General features: G+C 32.8%; 14 protein-coding genes and 1 tRNA gene. 12 read left to right on the top strand and 3 right to left on the bottom strand.

Annotated features, from left to right (window positions below; all coding sequences use genetic code 11):
- Nucleotides 1-116 precede the first annotated feature (116 nt).
- From WA327_RS06820 to WA327_RS06805, 4 genes are all read left to right on the top strand, one after another.
- Entirely contained in the window at nt 117-551 is a 435-nt protein-coding gene (locus WA327_RS06820; protein ID WP_336067949.1) for an HD domain-containing protein, read from the top strand.
- A 223-nt stretch (nt 552-774) separates the two neighbouring features.
- Nucleotides 775-1,287, top strand: a complete 513-nt coding sequence (locus WA327_RS06815) for an SLC13 family permease (RefSeq protein WP_331810506.1) — start codon at nt 775-777, stop codon at nt 1,285-1,287.
- A complete protein-coding gene (gene nhaD / locus WA327_RS06810; protein WP_331810505.1) occupies nt 1,199-2,080 on the top strand; it encodes a sodium:proton antiporter NhaD in 882 nt (293 codons plus the stop codon). Before WA327_RS06815 ends, nhaD begins: the two co-directional genes overlap by 89 nt.
- 83 nt (nt 2,081-2,163) lie before the next feature.
- Entirely contained in the window at nt 2,164-3,234 is a 1,071-nt protein-coding gene (locus tag WA327_RS06805) for a phospholipase D-like domain-containing protein (RefSeq protein ID WP_336067946.1), read from the top strand.
- Between the two features lie 248 nt (nt 3,235-3,482).
- Here WA327_RS06805 and WA327_RS06800 read toward each other — a convergent pair whose 3' ends face one another.
- Nucleotides 3,483-3,983: a hypothetical protein gene (locus WA327_RS06800; RefSeq protein WP_331810503.1), complete on the bottom strand. Its 501-nt coding sequence runs from the start codon at nt 3,981-3,983 to the stop codon at nt 3,483-3,485.
- Between the two features lie 221 nt (nt 3,984-4,204).
- On the opposite strand from WA327_RS06800, the gene WA327_RS06795 reads away from it, so the two are divergent.
- Together WA327_RS06795 and WA327_RS15055 are read left to right on the top strand one after the other, a co-directional pair.
- Complete coding sequence (locus tag WA327_RS06795) at nt 4,205-5,140, top strand: hypothetical protein (protein ID WP_331810502.1); 936 nt, start codon at nt 4,205-4,207, stop codon at nt 5,138-5,140.
- 231 nt (nt 5,141-5,371) lie between these two features.
- Entirely contained in the window at nt 5,372-6,925 is a 1,554-nt protein-coding gene (locus WA327_RS15055) for a recombinase family protein (RefSeq protein ID WP_407942455.1), read from the top strand.
- On the opposite strand, the gene WA327_RS06790 is transcribed toward WA327_RS15055, so the two are convergent.
- Nucleotides 6,879-6,958, bottom strand: a tRNA-Leu gene (locus WA327_RS06790). The two genes, WA327_RS15055 and WA327_RS06790, sit on opposite strands and share 47 nt — an antisense overlap.
- Before the next feature lie 142 nt (nt 6,959-7,100).
- Between WA327_RS06790 and WA327_RS06785 the strand changes: the two genes are divergently transcribed.
- From WA327_RS06785 to pth, 3 genes are all read left to right on the top strand, one after another.
- Complete coding sequence (locus WA327_RS06785) at nt 7,101-8,042, top strand: ribose-phosphate pyrophosphokinase (protein WP_336067941.1); 942 nt, start codon at nt 7,101-7,103, stop codon at nt 8,040-8,042.
- Nucleotides 8,043-8,071: 29 nt separating this feature from the next.
- Nucleotides 8,072-8,701: a 50S ribosomal protein L25/general stress protein Ctc gene (locus tag WA327_RS06780; protein ID WP_336067939.1), complete on the top strand. Its 630-nt coding sequence runs from the start codon at nt 8,072-8,074 to the stop codon at nt 8,699-8,701.
- 82 nt (nt 8,702-8,783) lie between these two features.
- Nucleotides 8,784-9,416, top strand: coding sequence for an aminoacyl-tRNA hydrolase (pth, locus tag WA327_RS06775; RefSeq protein WP_407942449.1), 633 nt, complete (start codon nt 8,784-8,786; stop codon nt 9,414-9,416).
- A gap of 49 nt (nt 9,417-9,465) precedes the next feature.
- Here the strand turns inward: pth and WA327_RS06770 are convergent, their stop codons facing one another.
- Nucleotides 9,466-13,434 (bottom strand): reprolysin-like metallopeptidase, encoded by a 3,969-nt coding sequence (locus tag WA327_RS06770; protein WP_336067934.1) that lies wholly within the window; start codon nt 13,432-13,434, stop codon nt 9,466-9,468.
- Nucleotides 13,435-13,593: 159 nt separating this feature from the next.
- Between WA327_RS06770 and WA327_RS06765 the strand changes: the two genes are divergently transcribed.
- The 3 genes from WA327_RS06765 (at nt 13,594) to serS (ending at nt 17,254) form a co-directional block, all read left to right on the top strand.
- Nucleotides 13,594-14,505: a bifunctional riboflavin kinase/FAD synthetase gene (locus WA327_RS06765; RefSeq protein WP_407942448.1), complete on the top strand. Its 912-nt coding sequence runs from the start codon at nt 13,594-13,596 to the stop codon at nt 14,503-14,505.
- On the top strand, nt 14,498-15,817 hold the full coding sequence (locus tag WA327_RS06760; protein ID WP_336067932.1) for an HTTM domain-containing protein: 1,320 nt from the start codon (nt 14,498-14,500) through the stop codon (nt 15,815-15,817). The genes WA327_RS06765 and WA327_RS06760 overlap by 8 nt, the downstream gene beginning before the upstream one ends.
- 165 nt (nt 15,818-15,982) lie before the next feature.
- Nucleotides 15,983-17,254: a serine--tRNA ligase gene (gene serS, locus WA327_RS06755; protein ID WP_336067930.1), complete on the top strand. Its 1,272-nt coding sequence runs from the start codon at nt 15,983-15,985 to the stop codon at nt 17,252-17,254.
- Nucleotides 17,255-17,338: the final 84 nt, after the last annotated feature.

The following is a 17,338-nucleotide window of genomic DNA, read 5'->3' as shown; positions in this document are numbered from 1 at the left end:
TCTTAATGATTTCAATAATGCTGAAAAAGGAATTTCCATTTATAGAAGATATTTGAAGAAATCACACATGTAAAATACATTTAGAGAATCACAAACTTATTAATTGCAACTAATAAATGAAAACAAAAACATTAACCTCTATGATATTGAATACACAAAAATATTGCAATTCTCTTTTAAAGAGTGAGCCCTGTATTAAGTACCCCTTTCATAATTTGATACATACCCACGAAGTTGTTGCTAATGTTAGACACATAAGTACACAACTCAAGCTTACCAATCGGGAGCAATTAATATTGGAAATTGCAGCTTGGTTTCACGATACAGGGTTTTCCAAAACCTACAAAGGTCACGAAGATGTTAGTAAGGAATTGGCATGGGAGTATCTCACTACCCAAGATGTTGATAAACAAATTTTGCAAGATGTTTTAGGTTGTATAGAGGCTACTAAAATGCCTCAAAATCCTCAAAACAAATTGGAAAAATTATGTGCGATGCGGATTTATATCATATCGCCACTCCTGAATTCTTCTACAAAAAATTGCTATTGAGACGGGAATGGGAAGTTTATTGTGATATTTCAAGTAGTGATTTGGAATGGCATCAACTGAATTTAGAATTTTTAAAGAATCATTCTTTCCATTCTTCATATGGCCGAAACGTACTAAAACCTCAAAAAGAGGTAAACTTAAAAAAGGTCAAAGAGATTTTGAGCTTTTATTAAAATAATGTCACTAGGCGTGAATTAATAAAACAAGTAATACAAATAATATTATGCTATATACCACTATTCTAATTGCCTTCCTCATTGGATATTTTTTCATCGCCTTTGAACACTCTATTAAAGTTGATAAGGCTGTTGTCGCACTATTAACAGGGACTATTTGTTGGGTGTTGTTGGTTTTTGCTTTAGAAAATGGCAGTATCGGTTTTTCAGAAGAATCCGTGATTCAATTTATTCCAGAAAGCATTCGTCATCATATTGGTGATATATCTGAAATCCTGTTTTTTCTCATGGGAGCTATGACCATTGTTGAGATTATTGATGCTCATGAGGGATTTACCATAATTACGGAAAAGATTTCAACTACTAAGAGAGTTAAGCTTATATGGATTTTAAGTATTGTTACTTTCTTTTTATCAGCAGCCTTGGATAACCCTAACAACCGCTATCGTGATGTCTGCTCTATTAAAGAAAATGATTGCAGACAAAAAAGATTTATGGCTGTTTGCCGGTATGTTGATTATTGCAGCCAATGCAGGTGGAGCGTGGTCTCCAATAGGTGATGTAACTACAATTATGTTATGGATAGGCGGGCAAGTCACAGCCGGAAATATCGTTGTAAAGCTTATTTTACCTAGTTTGGTTTGCCTTCTGGTACCACTAGGTATTATAAGTTTTAAGTTAAAGGGAAATATAAAAAAACCAAACATACACCTAGAAAAAAAAGAAAAACCAAATGTGAATACCTTTGAGAAGAGGTTAGTGTTTTTCTTAGGTCTCGGAGCGCTATTATTTGTTCCAATCTTCAAGACCGTTACTCATCTTCCTCCGTTTATGGGAATACTATTTGGACTAGGAGTCATGTGGGTAGTTACTGAGATAATACATCGAAAAAAAGAAATTGCCCATAAAAACTCATTGTCCATTGTTGGAGTGTTACAAAAGATTGACACCCCAAGTATTTTATTTTTTCTTGGTATTCTATTAGCTGTTGCCAGTCTTCAAACAGGTGGCCATTTAAGCGATATGGCTCTCTTTTTGGATAATAAATTTCATAATATTTATGTCATTAATACAATCATTGGAGTTTTATCTGCCATAGTTGACAATGTCCCTTTAGTTGCTGGAGCTATGGGAATGTATTCCGTAGAGACCTATCCTGTTGACCACACATTTTGGGAATTATTGGCGTATTGCGCAGGAACAGGCGGAAGTATTTTAATAATTGGGTCAGCTGCTGGAGTTGCCATTATGGGTACATTAAAAATCAACTTTATTTGGTATTTGCGAAAAATATCCCTGTTGGCTTTAGCTGGATATTTAGCTGGAGTCCTTACCTATATTATTCTGAACTAAAATTTATTCAATTTTTAAATATGCTTTTTAAGGACGATGAACATATAAAATTGATACATTCCGGTGATGAATATTTCGTTAAGATGAAAGAAATCATTGAAAATGCACAAGAAGAGATTCATTTACAAACCTACATTTTTGAAAATGATGAAACAGGAAATGATATAGCAAATTGTTTAAAAGAAGCAGCACATCGAAATGTGAAGGTTTATATCCTATTAGATGCTTATGGCAGCTCATCTCTTTCTGATAATTTCATAAAAGATTTGCAGCAGAGTGGAATATTTTTTCGATTTTTTTCGCCGTTATTTTCTGTCAACAACTTTTATTTAGGAAGAAGGATGCATCACAAAGTAATTGTAGCTGATGCTAAATTTGCAATCATAGGAGGAATAAATATTGCAAATAAATATCGCGGTAAAGAAAGTGATGAGCCTTGGCTAGATTATGCTATAAAATTAGATTGCCCAGCTGCCCAAGATTTGCAAAAACTGTGTCGCGATTATTTTTTTAAAGACAGAAGCTCAAAAAAAATAAAACCTGTATTACATTCTGCAGGAAAAACACTTGTTGGTATTAGACAAAACGATTGGCTTAAAAACAAAACTGAAGTATGCGACTCTTACACAAATTCCATCAACCAAGCCAAGAATGAAATAGTCATTGTCAGTTCTTATTTTTTACCAGGAAGAAGACTAAACAATGCTATAATAGGTGCTTGTAAAAGGAAAGTAAAAGTAACGCTAATATTAGCAGGGATTAGTGATGTGCCTTTAATACGTAATGCAACCTCTTATTTATATTCATTATTTTTAAAACAAAATGTGCTAATATATGAATGGAATAATTCTGTCGTGCACGGCAAAGCGGCTGTGGTGGATAACAAATGGTCCACAATAGGTTCATTTAACCTCAATGACCTTAGCTGCTATGGAAGTATCGAAATGAATGTTGAAATACATTCACCTTACTTTTCCGAATTATTACGTTCTGATTTTCAAAATATTATCAATCAATGCAATGAGGTTACGATTGATACTATCTATAAAAATACCAGTTTTATTTCAAGATTTGTCAATTATATGGCCTACCGAATGGTAAGAGCAGCTATATTGTTCCTAACCTTTTTGCCTCATATCAGATTTGCAAAATAAGTTTAGACTCTGACTTTTAGTTTGGAGACTTCCTATAGTCAAGATAAAAGTGATAATTACTTAAATACATAGACTTGGCGTATTGTGATAGGTTTTTTAACTATTTAATATTGCGTATATATCTTTCAGAATTGATTACCGTGGTCAGTTAATCCAACGAGATATTGGTTGATATGTAATAACCTACAAATTTTAATTGGGTTAAGGATTGCGCACTTACTCAGCCTTTTTCCAAATGCTTTATTAAGTTAGTGATTGAATAACCTTGGTGCGAAAAACAATGCAAGGCCAGATATCAATAATGAGCCCAGAGAGCCCCATAAAAGTTCGGGGCTTGTATCATCTCTATTAGGCGCTTCAATCGATATTAACTGTTCGTTTAAACTAGCGATGTCCTTTTTAGCTGTTTTTAGTTGTCCCTTCATGTCGAAAATGGTCTTGTTCATTTCAAGTTGTTCTTTGACATACTTTTGATTCGCTTTTTGTTCTATCTCTATTCTATGCTCGGCATTTTCTAAAGACAAAATCAGTTTTCTGTTTTCTTTTAAAAGGTTATTTAATTTTTCATTTAGCTCTTTCTCCTTTGGAGATGTTTTTCCAATGTAATCATACTGATTTTTAAATCCATTTACGATACTAGCTATAAGCTCTGATCTTGAAATGTTCTTATCGTTAGCTATCTGTTGTAGAGCTGTTTTCTCCTCAGCAGTAGTCTTGAAGCTTATTGTTACGTTTCTTGTTGTGTCCATAATAGTGTAATTTGTTTATGTGTTTTAGTTGGTATACCTATGATTTACCAGTAGTAAACTATTAGTATATCAATGGTATTGTATTGGTATACTTAACTTTTTTTAATTTTAATATTCTGTTTTTCAATTTTTTAAACATATTCCATTTCATTTTGAAATATTTTATATCCAAATATAATTCTTTTTTTACTTTTTACTATATTTGAGTAATTATTTTTACAATGACAACAAAAACAATTGAGGAAATTGGAAATGCCATCTTTGAGTCTAGAGAACTTGGCCCTAACCAATTAGACATAAGTTCAAAAAATATAAATCATTGGATTAGAGAACGAATTGTCCCATTTGTTCCTGTAGAACAATCACCTGATATAAATAAGCTAGTTGATGTTATTTCGGATAATGATAATAAAAAAAATAAAAAAGCAAAATGGATACGACTTAACCTCGCTCAAGCAGTTTGGGTATCGATAGTGAGTGAATTGATTGGTTTTAAAGTCTCAATTGAAAATCTAGAGAAGCTAGCCTATAAGGTGTGGCAAGAACCTAGAGAGCAAAAGTATGCTGATAGAGTCTTTGAATATAATATAAAGAATAACCCCCATAATTTACCAAAACAAGAAATTGATAAGCTTAAATCTCACTTGCGTAATGAATTGCTTATGGAGCATTATTTCAGGACCATTATTAATCCTTTTACCGATGCTGTTAAATCAGCTTTCTATAGAAACGGAATACCACATAACTTTCTTTTCGTACCTGAAACAAACGATTATATGTTTCATGATGGCAATTTGGACTTAATTTTAGATTTAAAGAGTATTTATCTACAAAAACCTATGCTTAGTATTCCATTAGTGCCCATTCTTTCAAAGATATTGTTACATGAATTTGATAACCGAAAAATAAAGGACCTCAAATACCTTTTCAATGTCGAAAGGCAAATAAGGGATATTGTTGTTTTTAAAAGACCTAAAATTGTTGAGATAGCTTTTGAGAAAAGAGATATTAAACCTTTAGTTATAACTGAACAGCATAAGAGCCGAGAGCAATTAGCTAAATATATTTTAACAAATAAGATCATGAAAGGCTCAAAGCTTTTAATTGATATACGCTCCAATGATAATTACAAAATAACACTTATTAAAAAAGAGTGATACTTAAATATTTCCAAAAATGATACACATCGTAGAACATAATCAGTTCCTGAAAACAAAGCCTGGTTTCAATCCAAACAGAGATGGACCAGAAAACCAGTTTTCACAATGTTGCCAAACAAATATTAAATAAAGATAATAACAACGCCTTTGATAATAGCGAAGTAACTGAGATAATTTTGATATTAGAATGTTTCGCTGATATCATATGCAACCAAAAAGTTTAATACTATGAAAAATGTTTTTCTCTATGTAAGAGTCTCCACAGATGAGCAGGCTGACAAGGGATTTTCACTACGAGACCAAGAAGAGAAATTACTCAGCTATTGTTCTAATAACAATTTTAATGTTATTTCTATATTCAAGGAAGACCATTCAGCAAAGACTTTCAATCGTCCTGAGTTCAAGAAAATGATGTCTTACATCAAAAAAAACTACAAATCAGTAGACCAAGTTCTTTTTACAAAATGGGATCGTTTCTCTCGTAATACTTCTGAATCCTATAACAAGATTAATGAGTTCACGGAACTAGGAGTTCTTGTTAACGCCATCGAACAACCTCTAGACCTATCTATTCCTGAACAGGGATTGATGTTAGCAGTTTACCTTTCCATGCCTGAGGTTGAAAACCAAAGACGCTCATTGAATGTTAAAGCTGGAATTAGGCGTGCTTTCAAGGAAGGAAGGTATGTAGTTTCTCCTCCTAAAGGGTACGATATGGGAAGGGACAAACAAAACAAACCTATTTTAATTCCAAATAAAGATGCTAAGTATATAAAAGAAGGGTTCAAGTTACTTAGCCTAGGTTTATATTCCCAAAAAACAGTATTGATTAAACTGAAAGGTAAGGGTTTCAAAACAAGTAAATCTGCATTTGCTAGAATAATCAGAAACCCCATCTATCATGGAGACATAATATTAAGTGCTTTCAATGATGAGCTTGAGCGGGTAATAAAGGGAATCCACGAGCCACTTATCACAAAAGATCTTTTTGAAAAGGTTCAAGTTCATATTGATGGTGGCAAAAGACAATATCAAGTTAGACACAAAAAAATCAATAAAAAATATCCCTTTAAAGGTTTTGTGCTTTGTCCTAATTGCCTAAAACCTCTTAAAGCAAGTTCTTCAAAGGGAAGAAGTCGGTATTACGCATATTATCACTGTGAAAAGCCTTGTAGTACTCGCTACAAAGTTGAAGAAGTAGAATCTTGGTTCAATGATTTCTTAGGTGGGATTTCTCTAAATCCTAACTCCAGTGAGTTATTGCAAAAGATTATTGAAAACCGTTTTAAAAGTCTCACTAAATCAAGTAGATTGAGTCCTAAACATTATGAAGAAGTAAGTTCCATAAAGCATAAGTTAGAAAGACTTCAAGATCTTTATTTAGATGGAGATTTTGATAGAGAAGAGTACAAAAGTACAAAAGTGCGTTATCAAAATAGATTGTCTGAATTGAATGCCGTTGAGCAAAACTGGAAAAATCAAAAGGATATACTTTCAATCTATAAAAATGGTCTAAAGAAACTTGAATCTTTTGATAAACAATTCAATAACAGCGATATAGATCTTAAGAGAAGATTAATCGGTTCGATTTTCCCTAAAAACTTCCAATTTGAAAATCAAAGTGTTCGAACCGCTGACATCAATCCACTACTTTTAAAAATTTCTAGTATTAACAAGGATTTTAAAGGAAATAAAAAATGGGACAAATCGAAAAAAATTGATTTGTCCCAATTAGTACTCAAGGCGGGAATCGAACCCGCACTCCGAAGAACCGGATTTTGAATCCGGCGCGTCTACCAATTCCGCCACTTGAGCAAATTGGACGGCAAAATTAACTATAATTTTTAATTTTTATACTAAAAATAGCCACTAATATCTTTTAAAGCTCAAAAATTATACTAAATTTGCACCCAATTAAAAATCTGTAGTCTTAAGTGCTGCTTAACAACACATTACTATGTCTAGTACAACAACAGAAGCAAAGATATTTTCTATAACGCAAAGTAAAGCTTTAGCAGAAAAAATTGCGGCTGCTTACGGTACTAAGCTTGGTAAAATTATCACCTCAACCTATAGCGATGGAGAGTTTCAACCTTCATATGAAGAATCTATAAGAGGTACAAGAATTTTCATCATTGGATCAACAAATCCAAGCTCAGAAAATTTAATGGAAATGTTGTTAATGATTGATGCTGCAAAACGCGCATCTGCAAGACACATTACAGCTGTTTTACCTTATTTTGGTTGGGCAAGACAAGACAGAAAAGATAAACCAAGAGTGCCAATTGCAGCAAAATTAGTTGCAAAAATGTTGGAAACTGCAGGAGCAACACGCATTATAACAATGGACTTGCATGCAGACCAAATACAAGGGTTCTTTGAAAAACCAGTAGATCACTTATTTGCATCTACTATATTTTTACCGTATTTAAAAGAGTTAAATCTTGACAATTTAACTATAGCTTCTCCAGATATGGGAGGATCAAAACGTGCTTATGCTTACTCTAAAGCATTACAAAGTGACGTTGTAATCTGTTACAAACAACGCGCTAAAGCCAATGTGATTTCTCATATGGAACTTATCGGAGACGTTACAGGTAAAAACGTAGTTTTAGTAGATGATATGGTTGACACTGCTGGAACATTAACCAAAGCTGCTGATTTAATGATGGAAAGAGGCGCAAAAAGCGTAAGAGCTATTTGTACACATCCAATCTTATCAGGTAGCGCTTATGAGCGATTAGAAAACTCTCGATTAGAAGAATTAATTGTAACAGACTCTATTCCTCTTAAGCAAGAAAGTAAAAAAGTAAAAGTTTTGAGCTGCGCAAATTTATTTGCAGAAGTAATGCATAATGTACATCATAATGCATCTATAAGTTCAAAATTTATAATGTAGAAATAATTAAATAAATATAAATAACAATTATGAAATCAATTACAATCAACGGATCTCAAAGAGAAAGCGTGGGCAAAAAAGCAACAAAAGCCTTACGTAATGCTGGTCAGGTTCCTTGCGTTTTATACGGAGGAGACAATCCAGTGCATTTCTCTGCACCAGAATTAGCCTTCTCAAAACTAGTATACACGCCAAACGCGCATACAGTTGTGATTGAGCTTGAAAATGGTGACACTTACAATGCTATTTTACAAGACATTCAGTTTCACCCAGTAACAGATAATATCTTACACATTGACTTCTATCAATTATTTGAGAATAAAGAAATAACTATGGAAATTCCTGTTAACTATACAGGTAACTCTAGAGGTGTAAGAAATGGTGGTGTTTTACGTAAAAACAAACGTAGTTTACGTGTTAAAGCTTTACCAGGTAACTTACCAGATTACATTGATGCAGATATTACTGAATTAAAAATTGGTAGTAAATTATACATCACTGCATTACAAAGCGAAGACTTCAAATTTATGCATCCAGATAATACTGTAGTATGTCAAGTAAGACGTTCTAGAGCATCTATGGCTGTAGCTGATGAAGACGAAGATGAAGATGGAGAAGAAGGAGCAGATGACTCTACTGAAGCAGCTACTGAAGAATAGACTAATATTCAGTTAAAGTATAAAGCATTCTGTTAATTCAGAATGCTTTTTTTATTTTTGAAAATAACAAAACACCTAAAACATGTGTAAATTCTTAAAAAAACTCTTTACAAGAAGTCAAACTGTTTTAGTTGAAGAAAAAAATCCTATGAAAAAATTTCTAGTAGTTGGCTTAGGAAACATTGGCGAAAAATATACAAATACCAGACATAATATTGGTTTTAAAATATTAGATCACTTAGCATCTAAAGAAGAATTAACTTTTGAAACCGTAAAACTAGGTGATGTAACTACTTATAAATTTAAAGGAAGAACATTTATACTTTTAAAACCAAGTACTTATATGAATCTTAGTGGTAAGGCCGTACAATATTGGTTAACTAAAGAAAAAATTCCGCTAGAAAATTTACTTGTTATCACAGACGACTTAAACTTACCCTTTGGCACCTTACGCTTAAAAACCAAAGGAAGTGATGGTGGTCATAACGGATTAAAAGATATTCAAGATAAATTAAACACTACAAAATACAACCGCTTTAGATTTGGAATAAGTGACACCTTTAGTAAAGGAAAACAAGTAGACTATGTTTTAGGCGAATGGGAAGAAGAAGAAAACCAAAAACTACCAGAGCGACTAGATAAAAGCCTGGAAATTATTAAATCTTTTGGCACTGCTGGCATCAATAACACAATGAATACTTACAATGGAAAATAAAAAAGGAAGCTAAATAGCTTCCTTTTTTTATTTATATATTTTTAACAACTTACTCTATAATAAGTTTTTTAGTTGTTGTATTAACTCCATCTGTAACATTAAGTAAATACATACCAGATTCTACATTATCTAACCTTATAGTTTGAGAGAAATCATTAGAATTTTTAAAACTTTGATTAAACACCTTTCTTCCTCTTACATCATAAACAGATATATCTAAGTCTTCTTTAAAATTAGAGTTTTTCATTTTAATAGTGAACTCTCCATTGTTAGGGTTTGGATAAACACTAAACTGTGAGTTGTTATAACTTACTTCATCTGTAGATAAAGAGCTAAATAAACAAAGCTCTATATCAAAAGATAGTATTGTACCACCATCTGCAGCACCATAAGTATCATCAACTGATAGCGTCCAATCTCCACTAGACATTTCTCCATTCAACACAGATAAATCTCCTTCAGGAACAAACACTCCCGTATAAGGCGCTGTTCCTGCTGTTATAGGTGTACTGGCATCTTGATCAAATACAGTATTCGTATAATTATCAGAACTTCCTCCGTTTCCAGTAGATAGTTCAACTATTGTCCCTTGAGGACTAATTAAGAAAATATCTAAATCACTATTCCAAGCATGATCTATACTTATTGTTACGTTAACATCTGCAACAGGTGCATCTTCTGTAACATTAATTATAGACGTATAATTTGCGTTAGCTCCACTTGAAGCTATTGTAATAGGTAGATCTGTTGCACTATAGACAGTACACTCAACATCACATACATCTCCTACACCATCTCCATCAGTGTCTGCTTGGTCTGCATTTGGTGTGTAAACGCAATTATCTGATGCATTCAAAATTCCATCACCATCTATATCATCATCACAAACATCTCCTATACCATCACCATCTGTATCTGCTTGATCAAAGTTTGGAGTGTTAACACAGTTATCCGATGCATCTGGTATACCGTCTCCGTCAGTATCGTTTTGAGGTGCTCCACAAATTTCTATAGACCAACTTTCTATATTACCTGTATCAAAGCCATAATTATCAACAACTTTTAATTGCCAATCTCCAGAAGAGAATTCTGAATTTAAAACTGAAAGAGCCTCTGTTGGCTGAAAAGCTCCTGTAAAAGGTGTTGCACCACTAGCAATTGGATTAGCTGCGTCATCATCAAAAACAGTATTTGTATAGTTTTCTCCAGACCCGCCATTCTCTAAACTTAGAATCACTTCTGTTCCTGCAGGACTTATTAATGAAATTGTCAAGTCTGATGCATAAGTATGGGTAACATTGATTGTTACATTAATATCTGTTATTGAACTAACATCTGTAACTGTAATAACTGAAGATATTCCTGTAGCACTAGCATCTGGTATAGCAATCGGAGTATCACTAGAAGAATATATGTTACATGCTATATTAGCTGTTTGAAAATCTGAAGTAGCATACGCTCCATTACCACAATCATTTACAGCTCTTACTCTCCACCAATACATAGTTTGAGTTGCTAAACTAGTTGTAGTATAGGTATTAGTAGTTAAAATTTGACTATCTACAATTGAAGAAAAGCCTGAATCTGTAGCAATGTCTAATTCGTAAGATGTAGCATTTGGATCTGAATCCCATGTAAACACGGCATTTGAAGGCGCCACATCTGTAGCTCCTAATGCAGGAGTTATTGTATTAATAGTAGTAAAGCTTGTATCGTTAACGTTAAATTCAACATTTGCTGAACTAGTAAGCGATCCTGATGTACCTGTTAAAGTAAACGGATAATTCCCTATAGACAAACTACCAATACCTGTTACTGTTACTGTTACCGTAGTCCCATCTGCAGTAACTGTAGTTGGATTTATTGTTGCAGAAGCACCTGCTGGTAATCCAGAAGTAGAAAATGTTGTTGTTCCAGAAAAACCAAGAAATGTATTATAAGTAAAGTTAAATACCGCATCATTAGGACTACATACATCAACAGGAGAATTGTTTGCTGTCAATACAAATTCTGATTCTTGAATATTGAAGTTTGTTGAGTTTATAGCGTAAAATATATTATTATTACCTTCTACCATTATTCTTGCTGTAGAAGTATCTCCTCCTGTTACAGGAACAGTAATATCATGAGAACCATCATTAGGAACATTCGTTGCTAATGTAAATGGATAGGTATAACCTCCATCTGTTGAGAGTTTAATATTAACTGTAGGTGTGTTTACAGCTCCTGCATTTGTACCTGCAACATCCCATGTTATTGTTTGTGAAGAACCAGCATCCCAAGTAACTGCAGATGTTTGTGAAGTTACTGTAAATGGTCCAGAACTACCATCTACTGTAACTGTCATAGTATCAAAATCACTTTGTGGTGTTTGCCCAACTCCTCCTGACTCTGATCTATCTCTTACAGTTAAAGCAAAATTTAATGTTCTTCCAATAGTAGAAACTGTTTCCCATGAGCTATTATCGAAAGTTTCAGTAGGATTCGTTTCTGTTAATTGCCCTGCTACAACACGCTCTACAATTGGCATGTATCTATCTGGGTTAGTGCTTGGAGGTCTAGATCTCCAAACAGGTCCTGTATGCGTTGGTCCAAAAGATGTATTAGTTGTAGAACCACTATCTATTTGTTCCCAAGTATAAGTTAGTATATCTCCAGAGTCTGAATCTGTCGCAGCTCCTTTTAAAATAAAAGCTGTACCATTAGGAATTGTGTAGTCCAAACCTGCATTAGCAACTGGAGGATTATTAGTTATTGGCGTTGTTGTAGCACAATTATTAGGAGCACTAGCTACATTAGTTAGAATTTGATTAATACTGTGATAGTGAAAATAAGGATCACTATGATCTTGTACATCGTTACCTCCTGTAATACCCGCGTACCCCATGATAGTTGTTCCACTACCTGGTTCTGAGTTAACACCTGAACCTTCAGTATTAAATGCAAATGTATGATTTGCTCCCATTTGATGACCAATTTCATGAGGCACATAATCTATATCAAAAAAATCTGACATATAAGCTCCTCCATCATTATCTAAAAAAGAGTGAGCAGAAAACCCGCTTCCCTTTTGGTTATCTACACAAACACATCCTATGCATCCTGCATTTCCATTATTACCTGCATAAGCAAATAAATGACCTATATCATAATTTGCTTCTCCTACTGTAGATGTTAATTCATTTTGCAATTGAGTATTAAAGCTACCTGTATAGGGATCTGAAGAGGGACTTGGGAAAATAATTTCTGTACCTGTTACAAGCGTAAAAGTTATAGCCATGTCCACTTCATACACTTCGTTTACTCTGTTTAATGTAGAAACCACTTGTGCCAAAGCATCTTGTTGTGCATTTCCATTACCTGCATTACCATCATCCCAAAATTGAGTATATTCTCCAGTTGTTGAGATAGCAATTCTATAATCTCTTAACAATTGATCATTAGCATCCATTATTCTAGATGAACTTGAATCTTGGTTTCTATTTTTAGTGTCTTCTGTCAAGCACTCAAAAGGTCTTATATCTTCATTAACAAATTTTCTTTTGTAGACTACATGTTCAACGTTTGAAAATCTTGAAAGAGGTTGTATAAATGTAGTTTCTTTATTAGGATAAGTAATCATAACATTAACCCCTAAAGGAGTGACACTAAATCTAATTCTTGTTGAAACATCATTTACATCAGAACCTAAATAAGTTTTAATATTAGGATACTGAGCTGATAACTCTTCAGACAAGACAGGAGCCTCTACAATTCTAAATTGATTTAGCCTTCCTGATTCATCAGGTATTGAAACTATTTTATTTGATTTACCATTAGAACTTGCCCTTAATGGAGCGCCTTGTAATGAAGTTCTAAACGATTCAATATCTAAATTAAATAAAGCTGAACCGTTAGAATCAAACTTGTTTAAGTTAACACTTCCTAATTTACTATTTGATAACTTTTGCCATGAGTTTTGAGCAATAGCAGAAATAAAAAATAAAGAAAATGCAAGTAATAGTAGTTGTTTTCTCATTGTTTTTGTTTTAATTAGTTCTTAAAAATACAAAAAAACCTTAACATTAAATTCACTTAATATATGATTACTAAAAATTAGTTTAGTAAATAAATAACTAAAGCCAATTGAGTTAAATCAATTGGCTTTTTTATTTTTGCATACACAAGATATTTAATAGTGAAAGAAAACAACTCTAACCATACCGTTTTAACCATAGGCACTTTTGATGGTGTCCACATAGGACATCAAAAAATTATCAAACGTTTGGTTGAAGTTTCTAAAATAAAAAACCTCACACCTTCACTATTAACCTTCTTCCCACATCCTAGGATGGTTTTACAAAAAGATGCTAATATTAAACTTATCAATACAATTGATGAGAAAAAAGACATTCTTAAACAATTCGGTATTTCTAACTTAGTCATAAAAGAATTCACAAAAGAATTTTCTAGATTAACAGCCGAAGATTTTGTAAAAAACATTCTTGTAGATCATCTTAAAGCAAAGCACATCATTATTGGATACGATCATCATTTTGGTAGAAATAGAAATGCTAACATTGAAGATTTAAAACAATTTGGAAAGGATTTTGATTTTGAAGTTGAAGAAATTTCTAAACAAGACATTAACGATGTTGCGGTAAGTTCAACAAAAATTAGAGCCGCTTTACAAGAAGGCGATATAAAAACCGCCAATACTTATTTAGGATATAATTTTATGCTCACCGGAAAAGTAATTGATGGTAAAAAACTAGGTAAAACTATTAACTATCCAACAGCTAATTTATACATAAAAGAGACCTATAAACTTATCCCAAAACATGGTGTTTATGTAGTCAAATCTAATATTGATAATAAAGATGTTTTTGGAATGATGAATATTGGCTACAATCCAACAGTTAACGGGAAACATCAAACTATCGAAACTCATTTTTTTGATTTTAATAAAAACCTTTACGGAAAAAATTTGAAAATCGAATTATTACAAAGACTTCGCGATGAGCAAAAGTTTAGTTCTGTTGAAGAATTACAAAGTCAGCTTCATATTGATAAAAAAAATGCTTTAGAATTTATAAAATCTCATGCTTAACAAATTCTTATTTAAACAAATTGATAACAGCTCACTAATAGTGTTTCGTATTATTTTTGGTTTACTTTGTTTTTTAGAATCTGTTGGTGCTATTTTTACAGGTTGGGTTACACGCACTTTAGTAGAGCCTAAATTTACTTTCAACTTTATTGGTTTTGACTTTTTACAACCCTTACCTGGAGATTGGATGTATGTTTATTATACGGTTATGGGTATTTTCGGACTACTAATAATGGTTGGGTACAAATACCGATTAAGTATGTTTGCTTTCGCTTTAATGTGGTCTTGTACATATTTAATGCAAAAATCATCCTACAACAACCATTATTATTTATTAATGCTTTTAAGCGCAATAATGGTGTTTTTACCAGCAAACAAATATGCTTCTTTAGACGCAAAATTAAATCCAAAAATTAAACAAATATCAATGCCTAGTTGGGTAAAATGGGTATTTGTTATTCAGTTATTTATTCTTTACACCTATGCATCTATTGCAAAAATGTATCCTGATTGGTTAGATTTATCAGTACCAAAACAATTAATGGCAGGAAAAATAAATTATCCTATAATTGGTGGGTTTCTACAACATAAGTTTGTTGCGCCTTTTATTGCTTATGGCGGCATATTATACGACGGATTAGTCATACCCTTATTACTTTATAAACCAACAAGAAAATACATTTTCATAGCTTCAATTTTCTTTCATCTATTTAATTCAATAGTATTTCAGGTTGGGATATTTCCTTATCTAGCTTTAGCTTTTTCGCTTTTCTTTTTTGAACCTAAAAAAATTAAAAACTTATTCCTTAAAAAGAAACCGCTCTATACCAAAAATGAAATTATAGTAAAAAACTACAAACCAATTTTAATTACTGTTGGCGTTATCTATTTTGCATTTCAAATTGCATTACCGCTAAGGCAACATTTTTTTACAGACAACGTACTTTGGACCGAAGAAGGTCATAGACTATCATGGCGTATGATGCTACGGTCTAGATCGGGTTATACTAGCTATAAAGTGATAGACAAAAACACAAATAAAACCGAGTTTATTAAAATGACCGATTACCTAACAAAAAAGCAAATTAGATCTGCTAGTTGTAAACCAGATGTGATTTGGCAATTTGCCCAACATTTAAAAAAAGAATATGCTAAAAACGGTAAAGACGTTAAGGTATATGTAGACTCAAAAATTAGTATAAACGGAAGACCATACAAACGCCTAATTAATCAAAATGTAGATTTAGCTTCTGTACCTTGGCATTGGAATAAACATAGTGATTGGATATTACCGTCTCAATTAGATAAATAAATTGTTTTTATAAACCTAAAATCTTACTACTTTTACCACTTAATTTTAGCGTTACTATTTTGCGTTAAGGGTTGAAGTGGCATCCTTTTTTTGCTGCCATATATGGCAAAAAAAGATACAACGGAAAACCTGACCTTTAGGTAACGCCCAAACAATAAAAAAACAATGTTACAACTACCTTTTATTAGAGAGAACAAAGAAGCGGTTATAAATCGTTTAGCAGTAAGAAATATAGATGCTAAACCTTTAGTTGACCAAGTAATTAGTTTAGATGAAGAACGCCGTACATTACAAGCTCAATTAGATAATGTATTGGCAGAATCTAACAGTATCTCCAAAGAAATTGGTATGTTGTTTAAGTCTGGTAAAACTGAAGAAGCTAACGCTCTTAAAGCTAAAACTGGCGATTTAAAAGAAAGTTCTAAAACCTTATCAGAACAGCTAAACGAAAAAGTAGATGCTTTAAATGAACTACTTTATCAAATCCCTAACGTACCGCACGATAGTGTCCCATCGGGAAATACCGATGAAGACAACGAAGAGGTTTACCGTGAAGGCGATGTGCCACAATTACACAGTGAAGCTTTACCGCATTGGGAATTAGCAAAAAAATACGATATCATAGATTTTGAGCTTGGTAACAAAATTACTGGCGCTGGTTTTCCTGTGTATAAAGGTAAAGGCGCAAGATTACAACGCGCTTTAATTGCTTACTTTTTAGATAAAAATACCGAAGCTGGTTATACCGAGTTTCAACTACCTCACTTAGTAAACGAAGCTTCTGGTTTTGGCACAGGACAGTTACCTGATAAAGAAGGGCAAATGTATCATGTTACTGAAGATAATTTATATCTAATCCCTACTGCCGAAGTACCAGGAACCAACATCTTTAGAGATGTATTATTAAACGAAAGCGACTTACCTATCGGTATAACAGGTTATACACCATGCTTTAGACGTGAAGCTGGAAGTTACGGTGCACACGTACGTGGTTTAAACCGCTTACACCAATTTGATAAAGTAGAAATTATTAGAGTAGAACATCCTGATAATTCTTATAATGCTTTAGATAGCATGGTTAATCATATAAAAGAGATTTTAAAAGAGTTAAAATTACCTTATCGTATTTTACGATTATGCGGTGGTGATATTGGGTTTACATCTGCTTTAACTTTTGATTTTGAAGTGTTTTCTACAGCTCAAGACCGTTGGTTAGAAATATCTAGTGTATCTAATTTTGAAACCTATCAAGCTAATCGTTTAAAGCTTAGGTTTAAAAATAAAGAAGGTAAAAACGAGCTTGCTCATACATTAAATGGTAGCTCATTAGCTTTACCTCGTGTTTTAGCAGGTATATTAGAAAATTACCAAACCGAAAAAGGAATTAAAATACCAGATGTTTTAGTACCTTATACTGGTTTTGAGTGGATTGACTAAAATCATCGATAAAAGTCAATATTTCCTTACAAAACAACCTTTAGAATCGTTAAAGTGTTAAAAATTGACGTTTTTTAACGATTT

The sequence above is a fragment of the Mesoflavibacter sp. CH_XMU1404-2 genome, from assembly GCF_037029465.1.
In the GTDB taxonomy this organism is placed as follows: domain Bacteria; phylum Bacteroidota; class Bacteroidia; order Flavobacteriales; family Flavobacteriaceae; genus Mesoflavibacter.
The sequence above is the reverse complement of the archived record's forward strand: the minus strand, read 5'-3'. Positions and strand labels throughout refer to the sequence as shown.